Source organism: Yersinia sp. 1652 StPb PI, assembly GCF_041538345.1.
Lineage (GTDB): Bacteria > Pseudomonadota > Gammaproteobacteria > Enterobacterales > Enterobacteriaceae > Yersinia > Yersinia enterocolitica_E.
Map to the genome: position 1 here is coordinate 552,333 of NZ_JAULSM010000002.1, position 17,341 is coordinate 569,673.

Consider the following 17,341-nt stretch of genomic DNA (forward strand, 5'->3'; position numbering starts at 1 on the left):
AGAGTTATGGATAAAAGCTATATCGCCATTGATTGGGGATCGACCAACCTGCGTGCCTGGCTTTATTTACGTGGTGAATGTGTAGATATGTTGCGATCCGAAGCCGGGGTCACTCGCTTTAATGGGCAAAGTGCGCAGCAGATATTTCAGCAGGTTATCGCGCCATGGCGTGAGCAGCAGCAACAGTATGACTTGCCAGTGCTGATGGCGGGCATGATTGGCAGCAATGCGGGTTGGATTTCAGTGCCTTATCTTGCTTGTCCAACCCGTCTTACGCAGGTATCGCGTCAATTAACCTATGTGGCGGAGGCTGAGCCAATTCGGGCATGGATTATCCCCGGTTTATGTGTTGATAAGCCAGATAACCGCAACGTGATGCGTGGTGAAGAAACCCAACTGATCGGTGCGTATAGCGAACGGCCTTCATCGGTCTATTTAATGCCGGGAACTCACAGTAAATGGGTGCAAATGCAGGGTGACCAGGTCATGGATTTCCGCACTCTGATGACAGGTGAATTGCACTATTTGCTGCTGAATAATTCATTGGTGGGGGCAGGGCTGGAGGCTCAATTACCGGACAATACTGCGTTTATCGATGGCCTGACGCAAAGCTTTAATGACAGCAATATCATGCGTTGTCTGTTTGAGACGCGTGCTGCCCATGTATTGGGTCGATTGAAGCGAACATCGGTCGGCGACTGGCTTTCTGGCCTGCTGATTGGCAATGAAATCGTGCAGATGCAGCAGCAATATCCGCTTGCTGCTGGTGAATGTATTACGGTGATTGGCAATCCTAAACTGGTTGAGCGCTATACCCAGGGGCTAGAGATGGCTGGGATGCTTTATCAGGTGTTGGATGGCGATCAGGCTTTTCAAGCTGGAATCAGGAGTATCGTAAATGAAATGGAACACTAACATGCCATTGATTGGCATTTTGCGCGGCATCACACCCGCGCAAGTTCATGACCATGTGGCCGCTTTGCTTGATGCAGGCTTTGATGCGGTTGAAATCCCGCTGAATTCCCCACAATGGGAAGTGAGTATCGCGCAAACGGTCGCGGAATTTGGTCATCGTGCATTAATTGGTGCGGGCACGGTACTGAAACCCGAGCAACTGGATGTGTTGCATAGCATGGGCAGCAAGCTGGTGGTCACGCCGAACACCCAACCGGCGGTGATCCGTCGGGCTGTGGAGTTAGGCATGACGGTTTGCGCTGGGTGTGCCACCGCATCTGAAGCTTTCACGGCGCTGGATGCAGGCGCGCAAGCCCTGAAAATTTTCCCCTCGGTCTCTTTTGGTCCCGACTATATCAAAGCATTAAAAGCCGTATTGCCCCCTGAGGTGCCGGTGTTTGCCGTTGGTGGGATTACTCCTGAGAATTTGTCTATTTATTTGGCTGCGGGTTGTGCTGGTGCTGGTTTGGGCGGTGACCTTTACCGCGCAGGCCAATCGGTATCTCAGACCGCACAACAAGCGGCTGCGTTTATTAAAGCCTTTAAGGATGCCACCAAATGAAAATTACCAAGCTAACCACTTACCGTTTACCCCCACGCTGGATGTTTCTGAAAATCGAAACCGATGAAGGCATTATTGGTTGGGGTGAACCGGTAATTGAAGGGCGTGCTCGTAGCGTTGAAGCTGCGGTACACGAGTTATCGGAATATGTTATTGGGCAAGACCCGGCACGTATCAACGATATTTGGCAGACATTATATCGCGGCAGTTTCTATCGCGGTGGTCCTATTCTGATGAGTGCTATTGCCGGCATCGATCAGGCGCTATGGGATATTAAAGGTAAAGCGTTGGGAGTTCCGGTTTACCAATTATTGGGTGGATTGGTTCGCGATAAAATTAAAGCTTACAGTTGGGTTGGCGGTGATCGTCCGTCTGATGTGATTAGCGGAATTAATAAACTCACTGAGATTGGTTTTGATACGTTTAAACTCAATGGATGTGAGGAAATGGGCCTGATCGATAATGCCCGTAAAGTTGATGCCGCAGTAGCGGTCGTGGCACAAATTCGTGAAGCCTTTGGTAACCGTATTGAATTTGGTTTAGATTTTCATGGTCGGGTTAATGCGCCAATGGCAAAAATCCTGATTAAAGAATTAGAACCTTATCGGCCATTGTTTATTGAAGAACCCGTATTAGCTGAACAGGCAGAATATTATCCCCGTCTGGCGGCCCAAACCCATATTCCTATCGCAGCAGGCGAGCGGATGTTCTCCCGTTTTGAATTTAAACGGGTATTGGCCGATGGCGGGCTGGCAATTATTCAACCTGACTTATCTCATGCTGGTGGCCTGACTGAGTGCTTTAAAATTGCCGCTATGGCAGAGTCTTATGATGTGGCATTAGCACCACATTGCCCACTTGGGCCAATTGCACTGGCGTCTTGTTTGCACCTTGATTTTGTCGCCCGCAATGCAGTCTTGCAGGAGCAAAGCATGGGGATTCATTACAACCAAGGTGCTGAGTTGCTGGATTATGTGATTAATAAAGACGATTTCAAAATGACCGATGGTCATTTCTATCCACCGACGAAACCCGGCTTAGGGGTAGAAATCAATGAGGAATTAGTGATTGAACGCAGCAAGAATGCCCCTGATTGGAGAAATCCGGTTTGGCGCTATCCTGATGGTGCCGTCGCCGAATGGTAAGTTGCCCTCGTTCGATTAATTAATAAATTATCTAATACCATTATCAGGGAAATAATCCTAACAAAGATAAAGCGTATATCAGCCGTTAAAAAACTATTTTCTTCCGGTTAATAATGCGGGTGGGAAAATAGAAATATTATTAAATAACAATTTATTGCGACCCTACACGCAGGAGTTCCCTTGCGCCCAAAATACGGTAATGCGACAGTGTTATCAGCAATTCGGGCAGGGAGCTTCGGCGTATATTAATCCGATTATAATTGGGATCATTACCATGGAAATGACCTTAGCTACTGCCCCAAGCAAAAGGCGCTATCTGACACTATTTATGATATTTGTCACGGTTGTCATTTGTTATGTTGATAGAGCCAACCTTGCTGTTGCTTCAGCCCATATTCAGGAAGAATTTGGTATCACCAAAACCCAGATGGGTTATATTTTCTCCGCTTTTGCCTGGACCTATACCTTATGTCAGATCCCCGGAGGCTGGTTCCTCGATCGCGTTGGCTCCAAAATGACGTATTTCATTGCTATTTTGGGGTGGTCAGTCGCGACCTTATTACAGGGGTTTGCGAACGGGCTGGGCACCCTAATTGGTTTACGTGCGATTACCGGTTTATTTGAAGCGCCTGCTTTCCCAACCAATAACCGCATTGTCACCAGTTGGTTCCCAGAGCAGGAGCGAGCCTCGGCAGTTGGTTTTTATACCTCAGGTCAGTTTGTCGGCCTGGCATTTCTGACTCCATTACTTATTTGGGTACAGGAAGTCCTCAGTTGGCACTGGGTATTTATTATCACTGGGGGGATCGGCGTTATATGGGCATTGATATGGCACTTTGTTTATCAGCCACCACGTAAATCCAAAGGTATTAATCAGGCCGAACTGGATTACATTCAATCGGGTGGCGGTATTGTTGATGGTGATGCTGCGAGCGAGAAAAAAGCCCGAACCCCCATCACCGCTGCTGAGTGGAAACTGGTATTTAACCGCAAACTGGTTGGCGTCTATATTGGGCAGTTTGCCATAACCTCGACGCTGTGGTTCTTCCTGACCTGGTTCCCTAACTATCTGACCCAAGAGAAACATATCAGTGCGTTGACAGCCGGCTTTATGACCACCGTACCGTTTTTGGCGGCTTTCTTTGGTGTATTGCTCTCTGGGCTAGTGGCCGATCGCATGGTGCGCAAAGGCAAGTCCATTGGCTTTGCCCGTAAAACACCAATTATCTGCGGTTTATTGCTTTCTACCTGCATTATGGGGGCTAACTATACCAACGATCCGTTCTGGATTATGGTGTTAATGGGGCTGGCTTTCTTCGGTAACGGCTTCGCTTCTATTACCTGGTCACTGGTTTCATCATTGGCACCAGTGCGGTTGATTGGCCTGACGGGTGGCGTCTTTAACTTTGTCGGTGGGCTGGGGGGGATCACGGTTCCACTGGTGGTCGGTTATCTGGCACAGGATTATGGTTTTGCTCCTTCCCTGATTTATATCGCAGCAGTGGCATTTATGGGCGCACTCTCTTATATCTTCCTGGTCGGAGATGTAGAACGGGTGGGATAAACCCTGACTCTGCATGTCGCTGATAGTGGTGATATGCAGAGCATTTGACCAGAGACAGAGCACCGGGTGGTGATATAATCCGTATAAATGATTTAGCCTTCCGTATCACCGGAGCCAAGATGACCTGTCAGCAAGATGCCCCTTCACAAGAACAGCAACTCACCTTTGATCCTCGCGGTCATCAACTCACTAATATCAATGTCTGGACCCCTGATAGCCAATGGCTGGCCTATGATGTGCGGCCCAATGGTAGCACTTTTAGTGGCTTAACGATTGAGCGGGTTAATTGTATTACTGGTGATATTGAGGTGATTTATCGCGCTCAGCAGGGGGCGCATGTTGGTGTGGTGACGGTCAGCCCAGATTCACCCGCGCGTTATGTGTTTATCCACGGGCCAGAGCACCCGGATAGCCACTGGCACTATGATTTTCATCATCGGCGCGGTGTGATTGTGTCCGAACCGGATAGAGAGCTGGCGGTAACACTGGATGCGATGGATATCACCCCGCCCTATACCCCAGGAGCATTGCGTGGTGGTAGCCATGTCCACGTTTTCAGCCCTGACGGCAGCCGCCTTAGCTTCACCTATAACGACCATGTACTACATGAAGTAGACCCGTTATTGGATTGTCGCAATGTGGGTATTGCACTGCCGCTGCATGGCGTGAATCCACCTAAACAGCATCCTCGCGAATACGATGGCAGCCATTTCTGTGTTTTGGTCAGTCGCACCACGCCCATACCACAAGCGGGCAGCGACCAGATAAATCGGGCATACGAGGAGGGGTGGATTGGCGCGCGGGGATATATTAAAACGGACGGTACCCGTCAGCGTTGGGCATTGGCCTTTATCGGCGACACCCTCTCAGCGCAGGGTGAAAAAATCCCAGAAATCTTTATTGCGGATTTGCCCGAACATGACCGAGAGTATGCCCGCGCTGGGGCGGAGCCACTTGAGGGGACGCAAACTACCCTGCCTGCGCCACCCGCCGGAGTGATTCAGCGGCGGCTAACTTACACCAGCGAGCGGCCTTTCCCTGGTCTTGCTACCAGCCCGCGTCATTGGTTGCGTTCATCGCCGGATGGCAGTGCCATTGCCTGTTTGATGAAAGATGATAGCGGTATCGTACAATTATGGCTGGTTTCTCCCAATGGTGACTCACTACGGCAACTGACATTCAGCGAGGGAGGGATTCAATCAGCATTTAGCTGGCATCCACAGGGCGGTAGTTTGGCTTTTGTCTGTGATAACAGTGTGATGCTCTGTGATAGCACCACCGGTCAACTGCGCCGTTTGACGGCTCGCAGTGCGGTTGCGCCACTGGCGGATGCGGTGGTTTTTGCACCAGACGGTAATAAGGTGGCATTTATGCGGGAAATAGATGGGTGGGTGCAAATCTTTACTGTGAATGTAAGCTAGGCCCCTTAGCTAATACGGTCAGGGGCTGGAGAGGGCACGAGCTGTGATTACTGTATCGGTGCACTGACAGTTTGTGTCGGTTGCTGATTTTGTATTTCCGATTGGCGGACACGCTCGCGCGGGGAGCTGGCCATTTTGTCTTCATTGTCTGAGCGCAGATAATCGTAGGGTAGGAGCAGGGTATCCATCACCGCAGAGAAGGGCAGATCTACTGCCAACAGGGGCCGTAGCGCCCAGCCGGTATTGTCATCTTTAAGCATCGCCACATTGGCTTCAGTGCCGGAGTAGTAGCCCTGACTGCTGCTGGTGTGGGTCATAATGCTTGAGCAGCCACTAACGAACAGCAGAGAACAACCGGTAACAAAAGGGATAACTGTATTTCTCATTGTTGTACTCAGCTCTCATGATACCGTGATTAACTGACACGACACTATGTCAGGTTTTGTCGTAAATTGTTACACCCATTTACAGACACTTCCGATGGTCAAAGATTCAATCTTGTGGACTGATTTAACTTAAGTGTAAGTTATAACAGCTGATTTATCGAATATTAGTTTAATAAACATCCTATTGAGATTTTTCGCGTAAATTTTTTTTGATTTTACTCTTGAAAAAAACAAGACCGATACCATCTTATTATCAGGTCAGAGAGAATACGCCGATAGGGTATTCAGACCATTAGCCTGTCCATAGTGGAAGGCTTAATTAAAAATAGGATAACACCCTTGCTAATATATTTAGGAGGCAGTTTTTATGCGTAATTCCGAGCTTGCTCCATTGTATCGTTCAGCTATCGGTTTCGACCGGTTATTTAATCTATTAGAATCCGGCCAGAACCAAAGTAATGGCGGTTACCCTCCCTATAACGTCGAGTTGGTAGATGAAAACAACTACCGCATTGCTATTGCTGTGGCAGGCTTTGCAGAGCAGGAGTTGGAAATTGTTACTCAAGATAACATATTGATTGTTAGAGGGTCTCATGCTGGTGAGCCTGAAGCTCGCACCTATTTATATCAAGGTATCGCTGAGCGTAACTTCGAGCGGAAATTCCAGTTGGCTGAGCATATTAAAATTAAAGGTGCCAACTTAGTGAATGGCTTACTGTATATCGATCTTGAGCGATTGGTACCAGAAAGTTTAAAACCACGCCGTATTGAAATTAAGCAATCAGCTTAATATGTTTTTTCAATAATATGGCTAAGTCACATTATTAATAACTGAGCTAAGTCTGCCGTAATCGGGGACTGACCGGCTTTCTATTATCTCGCTTCTTAGAAGGAGTTATATTTATGCGTAATTATGATTTGTCACCTTTACTTCGTCAGTGGATTGGTTTTGATAAACTGGCCAGCTCAATGCAAGGCAGTCAGGATGCCCAAGGGTTCCCGCCATATAACATTGAGAAAACTGATGATAACCACTATCGCATCTCACTGGCATTAGCCGGATTTAAGCAGAGCGAACTGGATATCGAAGTAGAAGGCCCACGCCTGACAGTACGCGGTAAGCCCGCGCCGGTAGAAAAACAGGTTGAATACCTGCATCAAGGCTTGATACGTAAAGAGTTCTCATTGACCTTTACTCTGGCTGAGCATCTAAATGTAGATAATGCTCAGTTTGAAAATGGCCTGCTGCATATTGATCTGTTGCGCCAAGTGCCGGAAGCACTGCAACCTCAGCGTATTACTATTGGTAATGCTGCACCTGCGGAGCGTCAAGTATTAGATAGCCCGGCGGCAACCGAGCAAACTGAACAGCAGTAATTATGATGACCGGCACCTTTGCTTGAGGTGCCGGGATACCCTTCTTACTTAACGCCGCAGCTTTGTTAGCGGCGTTTTCTTACCGGAGAGTTTCCCCGCTCTCCGGTGCATTTTGTGGTGTATCACACATTCAACCGTTCTCCCTTCTGACAGAATCCCTACTAATTATAAGAATTTAAGGCTATGTCTGACATTGGTGATATTTCACATGGCCGACCGGTTTTTAAACTTAGGCAAGGAAGTGATTTATGAGTGCTATCGCCCTTACCGTCAGTATGTTGGCGCTGGTCGCTGTATTGGGGTTATGGATCGGTAATTGGAAGGTCTATGGTGTTGGATTAGGTATTGGCGGGGTGCTGTTTGGCGGCATTATTGTGGGCCATTTTGCACAAACCTATGACGTTGTTCTTAATGGGGACATGCTGCACTTTATTCAGGAGTTTGGCCTGATTCTGTTTGTATACACTATCGGTATTCAAGTCGGACCGGGATTCTTCTCTTCACTGCGAGTATCGGGGTTACGACTTAACTGCTTTGCCATTCTGATGGTGATTGTCGGTGGGTTGGTGACTGCCATTATTCACAAACTGTTTGCCGTGCCGCTGCCGATTATTTTGGGTGTGTTTTCGGGGGCGGTGACCAATACACCGGCACTCGGGGCGGCACAGCAGATCCTTACTGATTTGGGGTCACCACCTCAATTGGTTAGCCAAATGGGGATGGGTTATGCCATGGCATACCCATTTGGGATTTGTGGCATTTTGCTGGTGATGTGGCTGATTCGTTTATTCTTTAAAATCAACGTCGATCGTGAGGCCAAAGAGTTTGATAGTAGCCACGGGCAGAATCGTGAGTTGCTACAAACCATGAACGTTGCGGTGCGCAACCCCAATCTGCATGGTTTGTCAGTACAGGATGTGCCGTTGCTCAATAGTGATGAGGTGGTCTGTTCCCGGCTGAAACGTGGTGATTTGCTGATGGTACCGTTGCCCGCCACGGTGATTGAACTGGGGGACTATTTGCATTTGGTTGGCCAGCGTGAAGCTCTGGAAAAAGTGCGGCTGGTCGTGGGGGAAGAGGTGGACGTTACGCTTTCCACTGCGGGGACGGCGTTGCAAACCGCTCGGGTGGTAGTAACCAATGAAGCGGTATTGGGTAAGAAAATCCGTGACCTGAATCTGAAGCAGAAGTATGACGTGGCCATCACTCGCCTTAATCGTGCGGGTATCGAACTGGTGGCCAGTAACAGTGCCAGTCTGCAATTCGGTGACATTCTTAATTTGGTAGGCCGCCCGGAAGCAATTGAGGCGGTATCCGCGGTCGTGGGTAACGCGCAGCAGAAGCTGCAACAAGTGCAGATGTTACCGGTATTTATCGGTGTTGGTCTGGGGGTATTGCTGGGGTCGATACCACTATTCATTCCAGGGTTCCCGGCGGCATTACGGCTCGGGCTGGCGGGTGGGCCACTGGTGGTGGCGTTGATTCTCGGGCGTATCGGTAGCATCGGCAAGTTGTATTGGTTTATGCCACCGAGTGCCAACCTGGCCTTGCGTGAGTTGGGTATTGTGCTGTTCCTGTCAGTGGTCGGGCTGAAGTCCGGCGGTGATTTTATCAATACGCTGGTTAATGGTGATGGGCTGGCATGGATTGGTTATGGCGCGATGATTACCGGCATCCCGTTGCTGACAGTGGGAATTCTGGCACGCATGTTAGTTAAGATGAACTATCTGACGCTGTGTGGCATGTTAGCCGGGTCAATGACCGATCCTCCGGCGTTGGCATTTGCTAATGGCCTGCACCCCACCAGCGGTGCGGCGGCGCTCTCTTATGCCACGGTTTACCCACTGGCGATGTTCTTACGAATAATGTCGCCGCAGATACTCGCCGTGCTGTTCTGGACATTGTAATGGATAGCCGATTATCCTGCGTATAGGGTGTTAATACAGTGAGAACAGGCAGATCGTAAAGACGCCGTCAATCCATCCCTGGAGGCTCGAGCCGCGCCATCCCTGGCGCGGACGCTTTACTCTTCTGCCTATCCTCACCGTATAAAGACTAAGGTGATATTTTCCAAAGGAATAGGAAGTTACGCAATTTGCTGCTTAATAATCACTTCGCTTCTTGAAATGCCAGCTCAATCTCTTCGGCCAGAATTGCGACCCCCTTTTCGATCTGCTCAGGCGCGGGCACATAGTTCATCCGCATGCATTGATGGGTGTGCGGCCAGTCATGTTCCAGACCCGGGAAGAAATAGTGGCCCGGTACCATCAGCACGCCACGTTTTTTCAGGCGCTGATAAAGTAGTTCGGTGCTGATCGGCAACTCTTTAAACCATAACCAGAGGAAAATGGCACCTTCGGGTTTGTGGATCAGGCAGCGTTCAGGCGGCAGGTATTTGCGCAGGATAGCGATAGTTTGCTGCACCCGCTCAAAGTAAAACGGCCGGATCACCTCATTGGATAAGCGCAACAAATCACCACGCTCAATCATTTCGGCGGCGATCGCAGGCCCCATACTGCCGGGCGATAAGCTGATAATGCCATTCATATTGGTGATGGCCGAAATCACTTTCTCATCGGCAATGACAATGCCGCAACGAGAACCGGGTAAACCCAGCTTCGACAGGCTCATGCACAGGATGATATTCGGATTCCACAGTGGGGTCGCATCAGTAAAGATGATACCGGGGAAGGGCACACCATAGGCGTTATCAATCAATAACGGAATATCACGTTGCTGAGCTATTGCATCAAGGCGAATCAGCTCTTCATCGGTAATCACATTACCGGTAGGATTGGTCGGCCGCGATACACATATCAGGCCAATATCATCGGTAATATTGAGGTGATCGAAATCGACGTGATATTTGAATTGGCCTTCTGGCAGCAGCTCAATATTCGGCTTGGCAGAAACGAACAGGTCTTCATCCAAACCTGCATCGGCATAGCCTAGATACTCCGGTGCCAGCGGGAACAGCACCCGACGGCGGCTGCCATCAGCATAGCGACCAGCGAATAAATTAAATAAGTAGAAAAATGCGCTCTGACTGCCATTTGTCAGTGCAATATTCTGTGGCTCAATTTGCCAGCCCAACTCGTCGCGCAGCATTTTTGCCAGCGCTTTCAGCAGCAAGTCTTTGCCTTGTGGCCCGTCGTAATTACACAGCGCTTCAGTCAATTGCCCGCGCTCCAGCATCTCCTGACACAGTTGTTGGAAGTAGGCATCCATCTCTGGAATATGTGCCGGATTACCCCCGCCAAGCATGATAGAACCTGGGGTTCTAAGGCCGTCGTTGAGGTCATCCATCAGTCTGGTAATACCCGCGTAGCGGGTAAATTTATCGCCGAAAAGTGAAAACTTCATAAATGAAAATTTATTGTTATCCGTAAGTGAACAAGTACCATACGCGTAGATAAAAGTGGGTGCAATGCGGAAAGATTTCTTCCTGCCGATGGAAAGTGTCGGCAGGGAGTGTTTTTGCGGGATAATATTCTTATTTACTCTTTCTTGTCTCCGACCCAAACCACCAGCACATTATCCCCCTGATACTGGCGACTAAAAGCATAATAATCATCAGTTTGTTGAGATTGTTGTACTCCGGCACCAATCGCCGGATGGCGAGCGCGGAACTGACTGACTTTTTGCCAGTGTGCCAGCAGCGCACCTTTGGCACCGGTGAGTTCATTCCAGTTCATATCTGATCGGGTGCCCTGCAACGGATCTGAACCAGTTGGGCCGAATTGCCGCCCACTTTCATCGCCATAGAAGATTTGCACTGCACCTGGGGCCAGCAGCAGCAGTGAGCCAGCCTGTTGTTGTTTCAGCAATGACTGCCGGGCATCATCTTTGAAGAATAATCGGGTATCGTGTGATGACAGGTAACTCAATACATTAAAAGCTTGCAGTTTTTCAGCCATTTGCTGATAGGTGCTGTCAATAGAAGAGAAGCACGCTAGCGCTTGTTTTGCTTGATCCTGAAAATCAAAGTTAATCATGGCATCGAAGCCGTTTTGGTAGTAATCGCTCTTCATCACACCATGGCCCCATGCTTCTCCGGCCATCCAGAACGGTAAGTTATCCAGTGCTTGAGAGGGATGGGCCGCTTTCCATTCAGCCAATGCGGCAGTGGTTTGTTGTTTAAGCTGTTGCCATGCCGGCTTCTCCACATGCTTGGCAGTATCAACCCGAAAACCGTCGATACCGTAATCGCGCACCCATTGGCTTAACCAATGAGTTAGGTAATCACGCGGTGTGGCTCCAGCAATTTCCCGCGCTGCGGTATCAGGTTTATGCCGATAAAACACCGGTAAGCCGCTGGGGTGAGTCGATTCTGTTTTGATGTCCGGCAAGAAAGCTAATGACATGGTTAGGTCGTCATAACCCGGTGAGTCGTAATCGCCAATATCGGTACGGATCCACTGCTTGCCCCACCAGTTGTCCCAACTGGCTTTATCACCGAAGTTGATGTAATCATTAAAACTATGCCAGGTTTGCCCTTTGCCGGGCGTCCAGTCGGTCCATTTTTTACCCAGTGTTTTTTCCAGTTGGTCGCCTGGCAAATAGAGTGCACCGAACTGGTAACTTTGCATATCCGCTAAAGTGGCGTATCCCACATGATTCATCACCACATCAAATAGAACACGAATACCACGTTTATGGGCCTGTTCAACCAGCTTATGTAAATCCTGTTCGGTCCCCATATTGGCATCCAGGCGGGTCCAATCCAGCCCGTAATAGCCATGATAGGCATAATGCGGGAAGTCGCCTTTAGTACCGCCACCGACCCAACCGTGAATTTGCTCCAGTGGCGAACTTATCCACAGGGCATTAACGCCAAGCTGTTGCAGATAATCAAGTTTCTCGGTTAAGCCTGCCAGGTCGCCGCCGTGGAATGTACCAATTTCCTGCATACCATCGCCGTGACGGCCGTAGCTGTGGTCATTGGCGGGATTGCCATTTTTAAAACGATCCGTCAGGACAAAATAAACAGTCGCATTTTGCCAGCTAAATGGCGCGGCTTGCTGGGTTTGGGCTGATTCCAATAGCAATAAACCACCACTCTCTGGGGCCGGTTGTAGCGTGATTTTCCCCAGCGAGACTGTTGCCGTTTGGCCGGAATAGAAATCCCGTATCGTTTCGCCTTCAGCAAAGGTTTTGCTCACATCTACAGTGACAGGCAAGCCATTCCAGCGCTGGCAACTGTGAGTCACGACTTTTGCCACTTCCACCACAGATTCTGTGAGGCTTAAAGTGAGTGTCGGCGTACCGCTGCGGATATCAATGCGCGCCTGATACTGGCCATCACGGAACAATCGCCACTGAATATCGGCTTGATTCTGACAGGGTTGCAGCGAAAACGTCTGGTTCAACTTCACCGGCCCGGTGGGTTGCCAGCACTGTTTATTCTGATAAAACTTGAGCGAATATTCCCCTTTAGTCAGAGTGCTGTTACTGACAAAAATACCACTGTCCTGCTCGGTGAACACTGGGAAATGCTGGAGTGACCAGTTAGCCATCGCTGCCGGTGAGAGTAGTAGCAGCAAGGATATTTTGAGATGTTTCATGGCACATCTTCCTATTTTGGGTGCGAGAGGTTTATGCGGATTGAGGCTGGTTTAGTGTGCCGTTTGGTGAGGAAATAGCCTCATCCTTGAGTGGATTTTATGGGGAGGAGACGTGCGGAGGAGTGGGGCACTTTTAATTGGCCGTTTTTTAGCCTAAACTACAATGTATACATTGTAAGTTATGGGGCGTGGAGAGAAAAATGAGTGTTATATCTGTAAGAATGCCTGATGAACTCGCTCACCAACTGTCGTTATTGGCCGAAGCGACTGGGCGTACCAAATCTTATCTGGCCGGGCAGGCAATCCAGGATTTCCTGGCGCGAGAGGCATGGCAAATTAACGAGATAAAACAAGCTATTATTGAGGCTGAACAACAAGATTTTATCTCTGAAAATGAGATGACTACACGTTTTAAAAGAATGGGTGTGGCGATTCAGGGTAAGGATGAATAATGAACGTAATATGGCTAAGGAAAGCCGCTGTAAACTTAGAACATGAGTATCAGTGGTTATATGAGAAAAACCCTACCGCGGCTCAAAATTTTGCCAATGAAGTCTATGAGTTAACCTCATTATTAGCCACTCAACCCTCGATGGGGCGAGCAGGAAGAGTGATGGGAACACGAGAGTTGGTATTGTATAACTTCCCTTACTTGCTACCTTATCGGGTTAAAAACGCTGAGATTCAAATACTTCGCGTGTTTCATACCTATCGAGAACCACCAAAAGTCAGATGGTAGTTATTTTAGAATATAGTTATCTCAGAGGATGGTTATCATAGGCCCGCGCATCACAGGCCTATGAGCTTAACGGATAATTTTTTTATTTCTGCAAAACCTGCGGATTCACGCAGTTTTCCGTCACGGTACCGGTTAGCGCGGCGATCAGGTTATCCACTGCACAGGCAGCCATGTTGTAACGGGTCTCGGTGGTGGCGGAACCAATATGTGGCACGGCAACCACATTGCGCAGTGAGAGTAAGGGCGAATCTATCGGTAGCGGCTCTTGTTCAAACACATCCAACCCAGCGCCATGAATCGTGCCATCTTGTAGCGCGGCAATCAGCGCTGGTTCATCGACAACCGGCCCACGGCCCGCATTAATCAGAATTGCGCTGGATTTCATTTTAGCCAGTTGGTCACGGCCAATCATATGGTAGGTCTGCTCGGTCATCGGCAGCGTAATACAGAGAAAATCAACTTCAGCCAATAAGGTATCGAGAGAACAGCGACGGGCATTAAAGCGTTTTTCGGCTTCTTCATGTGGGCGGCGGCTGGTATACAACACCGGCATACTGAAACCGAAATGTGCCCGCTGGGCCAGTGCCATCCCGATGCGACCCATACCGAGAATGCCGATAGTTTTGTGATGGATATCAACACCATACCAGTCATCACCAATGCTATCTTGCCATTCACCGGCTTTCACCCGTTCAGCTAATTCAACCACTCGACGCGCGCAAGACAGCACCAAGGCCATCATGGTGTCGGCGACGGTTTCTGTCAGCACCGTTGGTGTGTGCATCAAGGCCACACCACGCTGGCTTAGGGCATCAACATCAAAGTTGTCATAACCGACAGAAATGGTTGAGGCAGCGCGCAAACGTGGTGCTAATTGTAGAAAGTCCTGATCGATTTTACCGCCGGAACCGATAAGCCCCTGTGCCTGTTGCAATGCAGACAATAGCTCTGGCTGATTATCAGGCGCTAAGCCATCAAAACTGTTTACGGTAAAATGTTGGGCTAAACGCTGATGCAGATCGCTGGGAATACTTTTGTACAGCACAATAGAAGGCTTCATCGCAAACTCCAATGACGTTACCCTTCATACTTGAAGTCGCAGGGGTGTTAGCTTCATTCACTAATCCGAATCACTTGACTGTGTAAGTTCATCGGGGTTTGCATCACTCGATGCCTGCCCGCAACCTCAATTACTTTGGGTGGGTGAAATTTAAAGCCAGCATACCAGTGATCACTATTGTGGGATCAAGCGCTAATCACCTTCGTCATGTTACAACGCATGAAAACCGACCTGCGTTAGCAGGTCGGTGACGTCGAATTATTGTGCTTCGCTGCGGGCGGTATTTTTAGCCGTCAGGGTATGCGAGCTGATGGCAGCGCAACGTAGTGCGGTAATAATCGCCAATGCGGGTGCGATGGCAAACAAAATAAACAGCCAATGGGCGGTATTTTCTGCCCCCGCGACTCCCCCTGGGGAATTAAGGCCAGAGAGGTTGGCTACCATGCCAGCCATCGCCGCACCGAGTGCGGTGGCAAACATCTGAACTGTGGTAATCGAGGCTCCGGCAATGTCTTTATCTTCTTCAGCAGCCACTTGCAGAATACGGGTCAACAAATGTGGCCAGCCAAAGCCGATGCCAAAACCGACCAGTGTTAATGCGATAGCGATCGGCACCATCTGTTGCCAGCCACCAAGTGAGCCGGCTGGCATCAAGATAGACAGCGCCACTAATCCCACTAGCACAATGATTGGACCGCTGATAATCGCCCAGCGGACGCCTGATTTTTTCCAACCCGCGCTCATTACTTCAGAAAGGGTCCAGCCCGCCGCCATGGTGGCTGCAATATAACCTGAAATCAACGGTGACTGACCATGGAGGATTTGCAGGAAGTAAGGGACGAATATCTCACAGGTAATGCCGATCGCCAGCAGAGAGATGGTGATATAGAGTGCTGCCAGCGGTGAGTTAAGGCGCAATGCCTCTTTTGGCAGTAGCCGAGAGGTGGCGCGTGACTCGATGCGCAGTAACAACAGCAACAGTAAGATGGCAAACACCATACCCACCATATTTATCAGACCGCTGCTGGCGATACTGCTGGCAGAAATAGTCAAAACAATCGCGGTTAATAACACCAATTGCGTGACAGGCAATGCCGACGCTGTCGTGGTACTGGAGCGGCCCGCTGGCAGGATTCGCCAGGTAAAGATGGCATAAATCAGGGTGATGGGGAGTAGCGTCCAAAATGCAAAACGCCAGGCATTCATTTCAGCAAATATGCCGCCAATCGCAGGGCCAATCAGGGTAGCAACGCCCCACATACCTGAAATCAGCGCCATTGCCCGCGGCCATAACGATTGTGCAAATACCAGATTAATCATGGCGTAAGAAAGGGCAAACAGGAAACCACCCCCTAAGCCTTGCACAGTGCGGCCCAGCAGCATCAGTGGCATATTCGGTGCCATGGCACATAACGCACTGCCGAGCATAAAGATTAGCGAGGCAAACAGGTATGCGCTACGTGGCCCGTAGCCACTGAGTAAGCGCGCAGAAAGGGCCGAGCCGAGGATCGAGGCGGTAACGAATAGCGTGGTATTCCAGGCGTACAAGCTCAGGCCGTCAATATCCAGCACCACCGACGGTAAAATGGTGGTGGCGATGTAGATATTGATGGCATGTAACACCACACCACCTGACAGGGCTATGGCAAAGGCCGCATTTTTACCGGAGAACAAGTCACTCCAACGGCTTGCATCATTTATTATCACGTTTCTATCCTGCCAGAAATCTGGTTGTTGAGTTGATTTTGTGGTTACGATAAAATTAAACAAGTAAATTCTTGGAATAACTTAGGGCAGTTACTAATAATAAGTCAAGCATGCGCTTGGAAAATGTTATGCTGGCATTGATTGATCAAAAATAAAAAACCTAGCAATGATACCGGGGAAGATATGAATATCGACCATACCACCAGTCAGCCACAATCGGTGGCGAAACGCCTACTGATGCTGCTTAAAACTCGTGGTCCGATGCAAGCGAGTGATGCCGGGATGATTTTAGGCACGACAGGTGAAGCGGCCCGGCAGCAATTCGTCAAATTGGCTAAGGAGGGGTTGGTGGTCTCCGAGGCGCAAACGCGCGGTGTGGGTCGGCCGATTCAATTATGGCAGCTAACCGAGGTGGGTAACGCGCAGTTCCCTGATACGCACAGCGAACTGACGGTACAACTATTAGGTTTAATCCGTTCTCAATTGGGTGACAGCGCCCTTGAGTTGCTGATTGATAGCCGCGAACAGGAAACCCGCACTCAATATTGTCAGGCGATGGTGGGGGCAAATAGTGTGATCGAGCGGGTTGAGCGGCTGGTGGCCATCCGCAGCCGTGAAGGTTATATGGCACAAATGCAGCAGGAGGCTGATGGGTCACTCTTGTTAATCGAAAATCACTGCCCAATCTGTGCCGCGGCGACCAGTTGTCAGGGCTTTTGTCGGGCGGAGTTAGCGGTATTTCAGCAGGTGTTAGGGGTAGCGGTTGAGCGTGTTGAGCATATTCTATCCGGCTCTCGTCGTTGTACTTATCGTATCAGGCGCGAGTCATTATGATGACCGATTGGCTGCGGCTGTAATGAAA

Annotated in this window: 16 protein-coding genes; 11 read left to right on the top strand and 5 right to left on the bottom strand. The window is 49.4% G+C overall.

The features are described from left to right. Positions 1-6: 6 nt before the first annotated feature. The 5 genes from Q2T71_RS19115 (at position 7) to Q2T71_RS19135 (ending at position 5,646) form a co-directional block, all read left to right on the top strand. On the top strand, positions 7-915 hold the full coding sequence (locus tag Q2T71_RS19115; RefSeq protein ID WP_372560679.1) for a 2-dehydro-3-deoxygalactonokinase: 909 nt from the start codon (positions 7-9) through the stop codon (positions 913-915). After that, the gene (locus Q2T71_RS19120; RefSeq protein ID WP_372560203.1) at positions 899-1,516 is read left to right on the top strand and encodes a 2-dehydro-3-deoxy-6-phosphogalactonate aldolase; all 618 of its coding nucleotides are present in this window, start codon (positions 899-901) and stop codon (positions 1,514-1,516) included. The genes Q2T71_RS19115 and Q2T71_RS19120 overlap by 17 nt, the downstream gene beginning before the upstream one ends. Beyond that, positions 1,513-2,661, top strand: a complete 1,149-nt coding sequence (gene dgoD, locus Q2T71_RS19125; protein WP_372560204.1) for a galactonate dehydratase — start codon at positions 1,513-1,515, stop codon at positions 2,659-2,661. Before Q2T71_RS19120 ends, dgoD begins: the two co-directional genes overlap by 4 nt. Positions 2,662-2,935: 274 nt before the next feature. Next, complete coding sequence (locus Q2T71_RS19130) at positions 2,936-4,225, top strand: MFS transporter (protein ID WP_102970574.1); 1,290 nt, start codon at positions 2,936-2,938, stop codon at positions 4,223-4,225. Positions 4,226-4,344: 119 nt separating this feature from the next. Further along, the gene (locus Q2T71_RS19135) at positions 4,345-5,646 is read left to right on the top strand and encodes a DUF3748 domain-containing protein (RefSeq protein WP_372560680.1); all 1,302 of its coding nucleotides are present in this window, start codon (positions 4,345-4,347) and stop codon (positions 5,644-5,646) included. A gap of 47 nt (positions 5,647-5,693) precedes the next feature. Here Q2T71_RS19135 and Q2T71_RS19140 read toward each other — a convergent pair whose 3' ends face one another. Then, positions 5,694-6,032 (bottom strand): YceK/YidQ family lipoprotein, encoded by a 339-nt coding sequence (locus tag Q2T71_RS19140; protein ID WP_372560205.1) that lies wholly within the window; start codon positions 6,030-6,032, stop codon positions 5,694-5,696. A gap of 367 nt (positions 6,033-6,399) precedes the next feature. On the opposite strand from Q2T71_RS19140, the gene ibpA reads away from it, so the two are divergent. From ibpA to Q2T71_RS19155, 3 genes are all read left to right on the top strand, one after another. Then, positions 6,400-6,822 (top strand): small heat shock chaperone IbpA, encoded by a 423-nt coding sequence (gene ibpA, locus Q2T71_RS19145; RefSeq protein WP_372560206.1) that lies wholly within the window; start codon positions 6,400-6,402, stop codon positions 6,820-6,822. Between the two features lie 113 nt (positions 6,823-6,935). Next, complete coding sequence (gene ibpB, locus Q2T71_RS19150; RefSeq protein ID WP_083161508.1) at positions 6,936-7,409, top strand: small heat shock chaperone IbpB; 474 nt, start codon at positions 6,936-6,938, stop codon at positions 7,407-7,409. 248 nt (positions 7,410-7,657) lie between these two features. Beyond that, positions 7,658-9,316, top strand: a complete 1,659-nt coding sequence (locus Q2T71_RS19155; RefSeq protein WP_372560207.1) for a putative transporter — start codon at positions 7,658-7,660, stop codon at positions 9,314-9,316. Positions 9,317-9,518: 202 nt separating this feature from the next. Here Q2T71_RS19155 and Q2T71_RS19160 read toward each other — a convergent pair whose 3' ends face one another. After that, positions 9,519-10,772 (bottom strand): valine--pyruvate transaminase, encoded by a 1,254-nt coding sequence (locus tag Q2T71_RS19160; protein WP_372560208.1) that lies wholly within the window; start codon positions 10,770-10,772, stop codon positions 9,519-9,521. 134 nt (positions 10,773-10,906) lie between these two features. After that, the gene (locus Q2T71_RS19165) at positions 10,907-12,973 is read right to left on the bottom strand and encodes an alpha-amylase (RefSeq protein ID WP_372560209.1); all 2,067 of its coding nucleotides are present in this window, start codon (positions 12,971-12,973) and stop codon (positions 10,907-10,909) included. Between the two features lie 200 nt (positions 12,974-13,173). Here Q2T71_RS19165 and Q2T71_RS19170 point away from each other — a divergent pair, with 200 nt between their 5' ends. Both Q2T71_RS19170 and Q2T71_RS19175 read left to right on the top strand, forming a co-directional pair. Beyond that, complete coding sequence (locus tag Q2T71_RS19170; protein ID WP_372560210.1) at positions 13,174-13,425, top strand: CopG family ribbon-helix-helix protein; 252 nt, start codon at positions 13,174-13,176, stop codon at positions 13,423-13,425. Continuing rightward, positions 13,425-13,712, top strand: coding sequence for a type II toxin-antitoxin system RelE/ParE family toxin (locus tag Q2T71_RS19175; RefSeq protein WP_372560211.1), 288 nt, complete (start codon positions 13,425-13,427; stop codon positions 13,710-13,712). Before Q2T71_RS19170 ends, Q2T71_RS19175 begins: the two co-directional genes overlap by 1 nt. Before the next feature lie 82 nt (positions 13,713-13,794). On the opposite strand, the gene ghrB is transcribed toward Q2T71_RS19175, so the two are convergent. Beyond that, a complete protein-coding gene (gene ghrB / locus Q2T71_RS19180; RefSeq protein ID WP_372560212.1) occupies positions 13,795-14,772 on the bottom strand; it encodes a glyoxylate/hydroxypyruvate reductase GhrB in 978 nt (325 codons plus the stop codon). A gap of 258 nt (positions 14,773-15,030) precedes the next feature. Continuing rightward, complete coding sequence (locus Q2T71_RS19185; RefSeq protein WP_372560681.1) at positions 15,031-16,473, bottom strand: MFS transporter; 1,443 nt, start codon at positions 16,471-16,473, stop codon at positions 15,031-15,033. 189 nt (positions 16,474-16,662) lie between these two features. Here Q2T71_RS19185 and Q2T71_RS19190 point away from each other — a divergent pair, with 189 nt between their 5' ends. Further along, on the top strand, positions 16,663-17,313 hold the full coding sequence (locus tag Q2T71_RS19190) for a helix-turn-helix transcriptional regulator (protein ID WP_372560213.1): 651 nt from the start codon (positions 16,663-16,665) through the stop codon (positions 17,311-17,313). Positions 17,314-17,341 lie beyond the last annotated feature (28 nt).

Bases quoted from the DNA above. Each gene is read 5' to 3' on its own strand.
- Q2T71_RS19155 (WP_372560207.1), top strand. From the start codon at position 7,658: ATGAGTGCTATCGCCCTTACCGTCAGTATGTTGGCGCTGGTCGCTGTA.
- Q2T71_RS19135 (WP_372560680.1), top strand. From the start codon at position 4,345: ATGACCTGTCAGCAAGATGCCCCTTCACAAGAACAGCAACTCACCTTT.
- Q2T71_RS19130 (WP_102970574.1), top strand. From the start codon at position 2,936: ATGGAAATGACCTTAGCTACTGCCCCAAGCAAAAGGCGCTATCTGACA.
- Q2T71_RS19190 (WP_372560213.1), top strand. From the start codon at position 16,663: ATGAATATCGACCATACCACCAGTCAGCCACAATCGGTGGCGAAACGC.
- Q2T71_RS19170 (WP_372560210.1), top strand. From the start codon at position 13,174: ATGAGTGTTATATCTGTAAGAATGCCTGATGAACTCGCTCACCAACTG.
- Q2T71_RS19120 (WP_372560203.1), top strand. From the start codon at position 899: ATGAAATGGAACACTAACATGCCATTGATTGGCATTTTGCGCGGCATC.
- ibpB (WP_083161508.1), top strand. From the start codon at position 6,936: ATGCGTAATTATGATTTGTCACCTTTACTTCGTCAGTGGATTGGTTTT.
- ibpA (WP_372560206.1), top strand. From the start codon at position 6,400: ATGCGTAATTCCGAGCTTGCTCCATTGTATCGTTCAGCTATCGGTTTC.
- Q2T71_RS19140 (WP_372560205.1), bottom strand. From the start codon at position 6,032: ATGAGAAATACAGTTATCCCTTTTGTTACCGGTTGTTCTCTGCTGTTC.
- Q2T71_RS19160 (WP_372560208.1), bottom strand. From the start codon at position 10,772: ATGAAGTTTTCACTTTTCGGCGATAAATTTACCCGCTACGCGGGTATT.
- dgoD (WP_372560204.1), top strand. From the start codon at position 1,513: ATGAAAATTACCAAGCTAACCACTTACCGTTTACCCCCACGCTGGATG.
- Q2T71_RS19175 (WP_372560211.1), top strand. From the start codon at position 13,425: ATGAACGTAATATGGCTAAGGAAAGCCGCTGTAAACTTAGAACATGAG.
- ghrB (WP_372560212.1), bottom strand. From the start codon at position 14,772: ATGAAGCCTTCTATTGTGCTGTACAAAAGTATTCCCAGCGATCTGCAT.
- Q2T71_RS19115 (WP_372560679.1), top strand. From the start codon at position 7: ATGGATAAAAGCTATATCGCCATTGATTGGGGATCGACCAACCTGCGT.
- Q2T71_RS19165 (WP_372560209.1), bottom strand. From the start codon at position 12,973: ATGAAACATCTCAAAATATCCTTGCTGCTACTACTCTCACCGGCAGCG.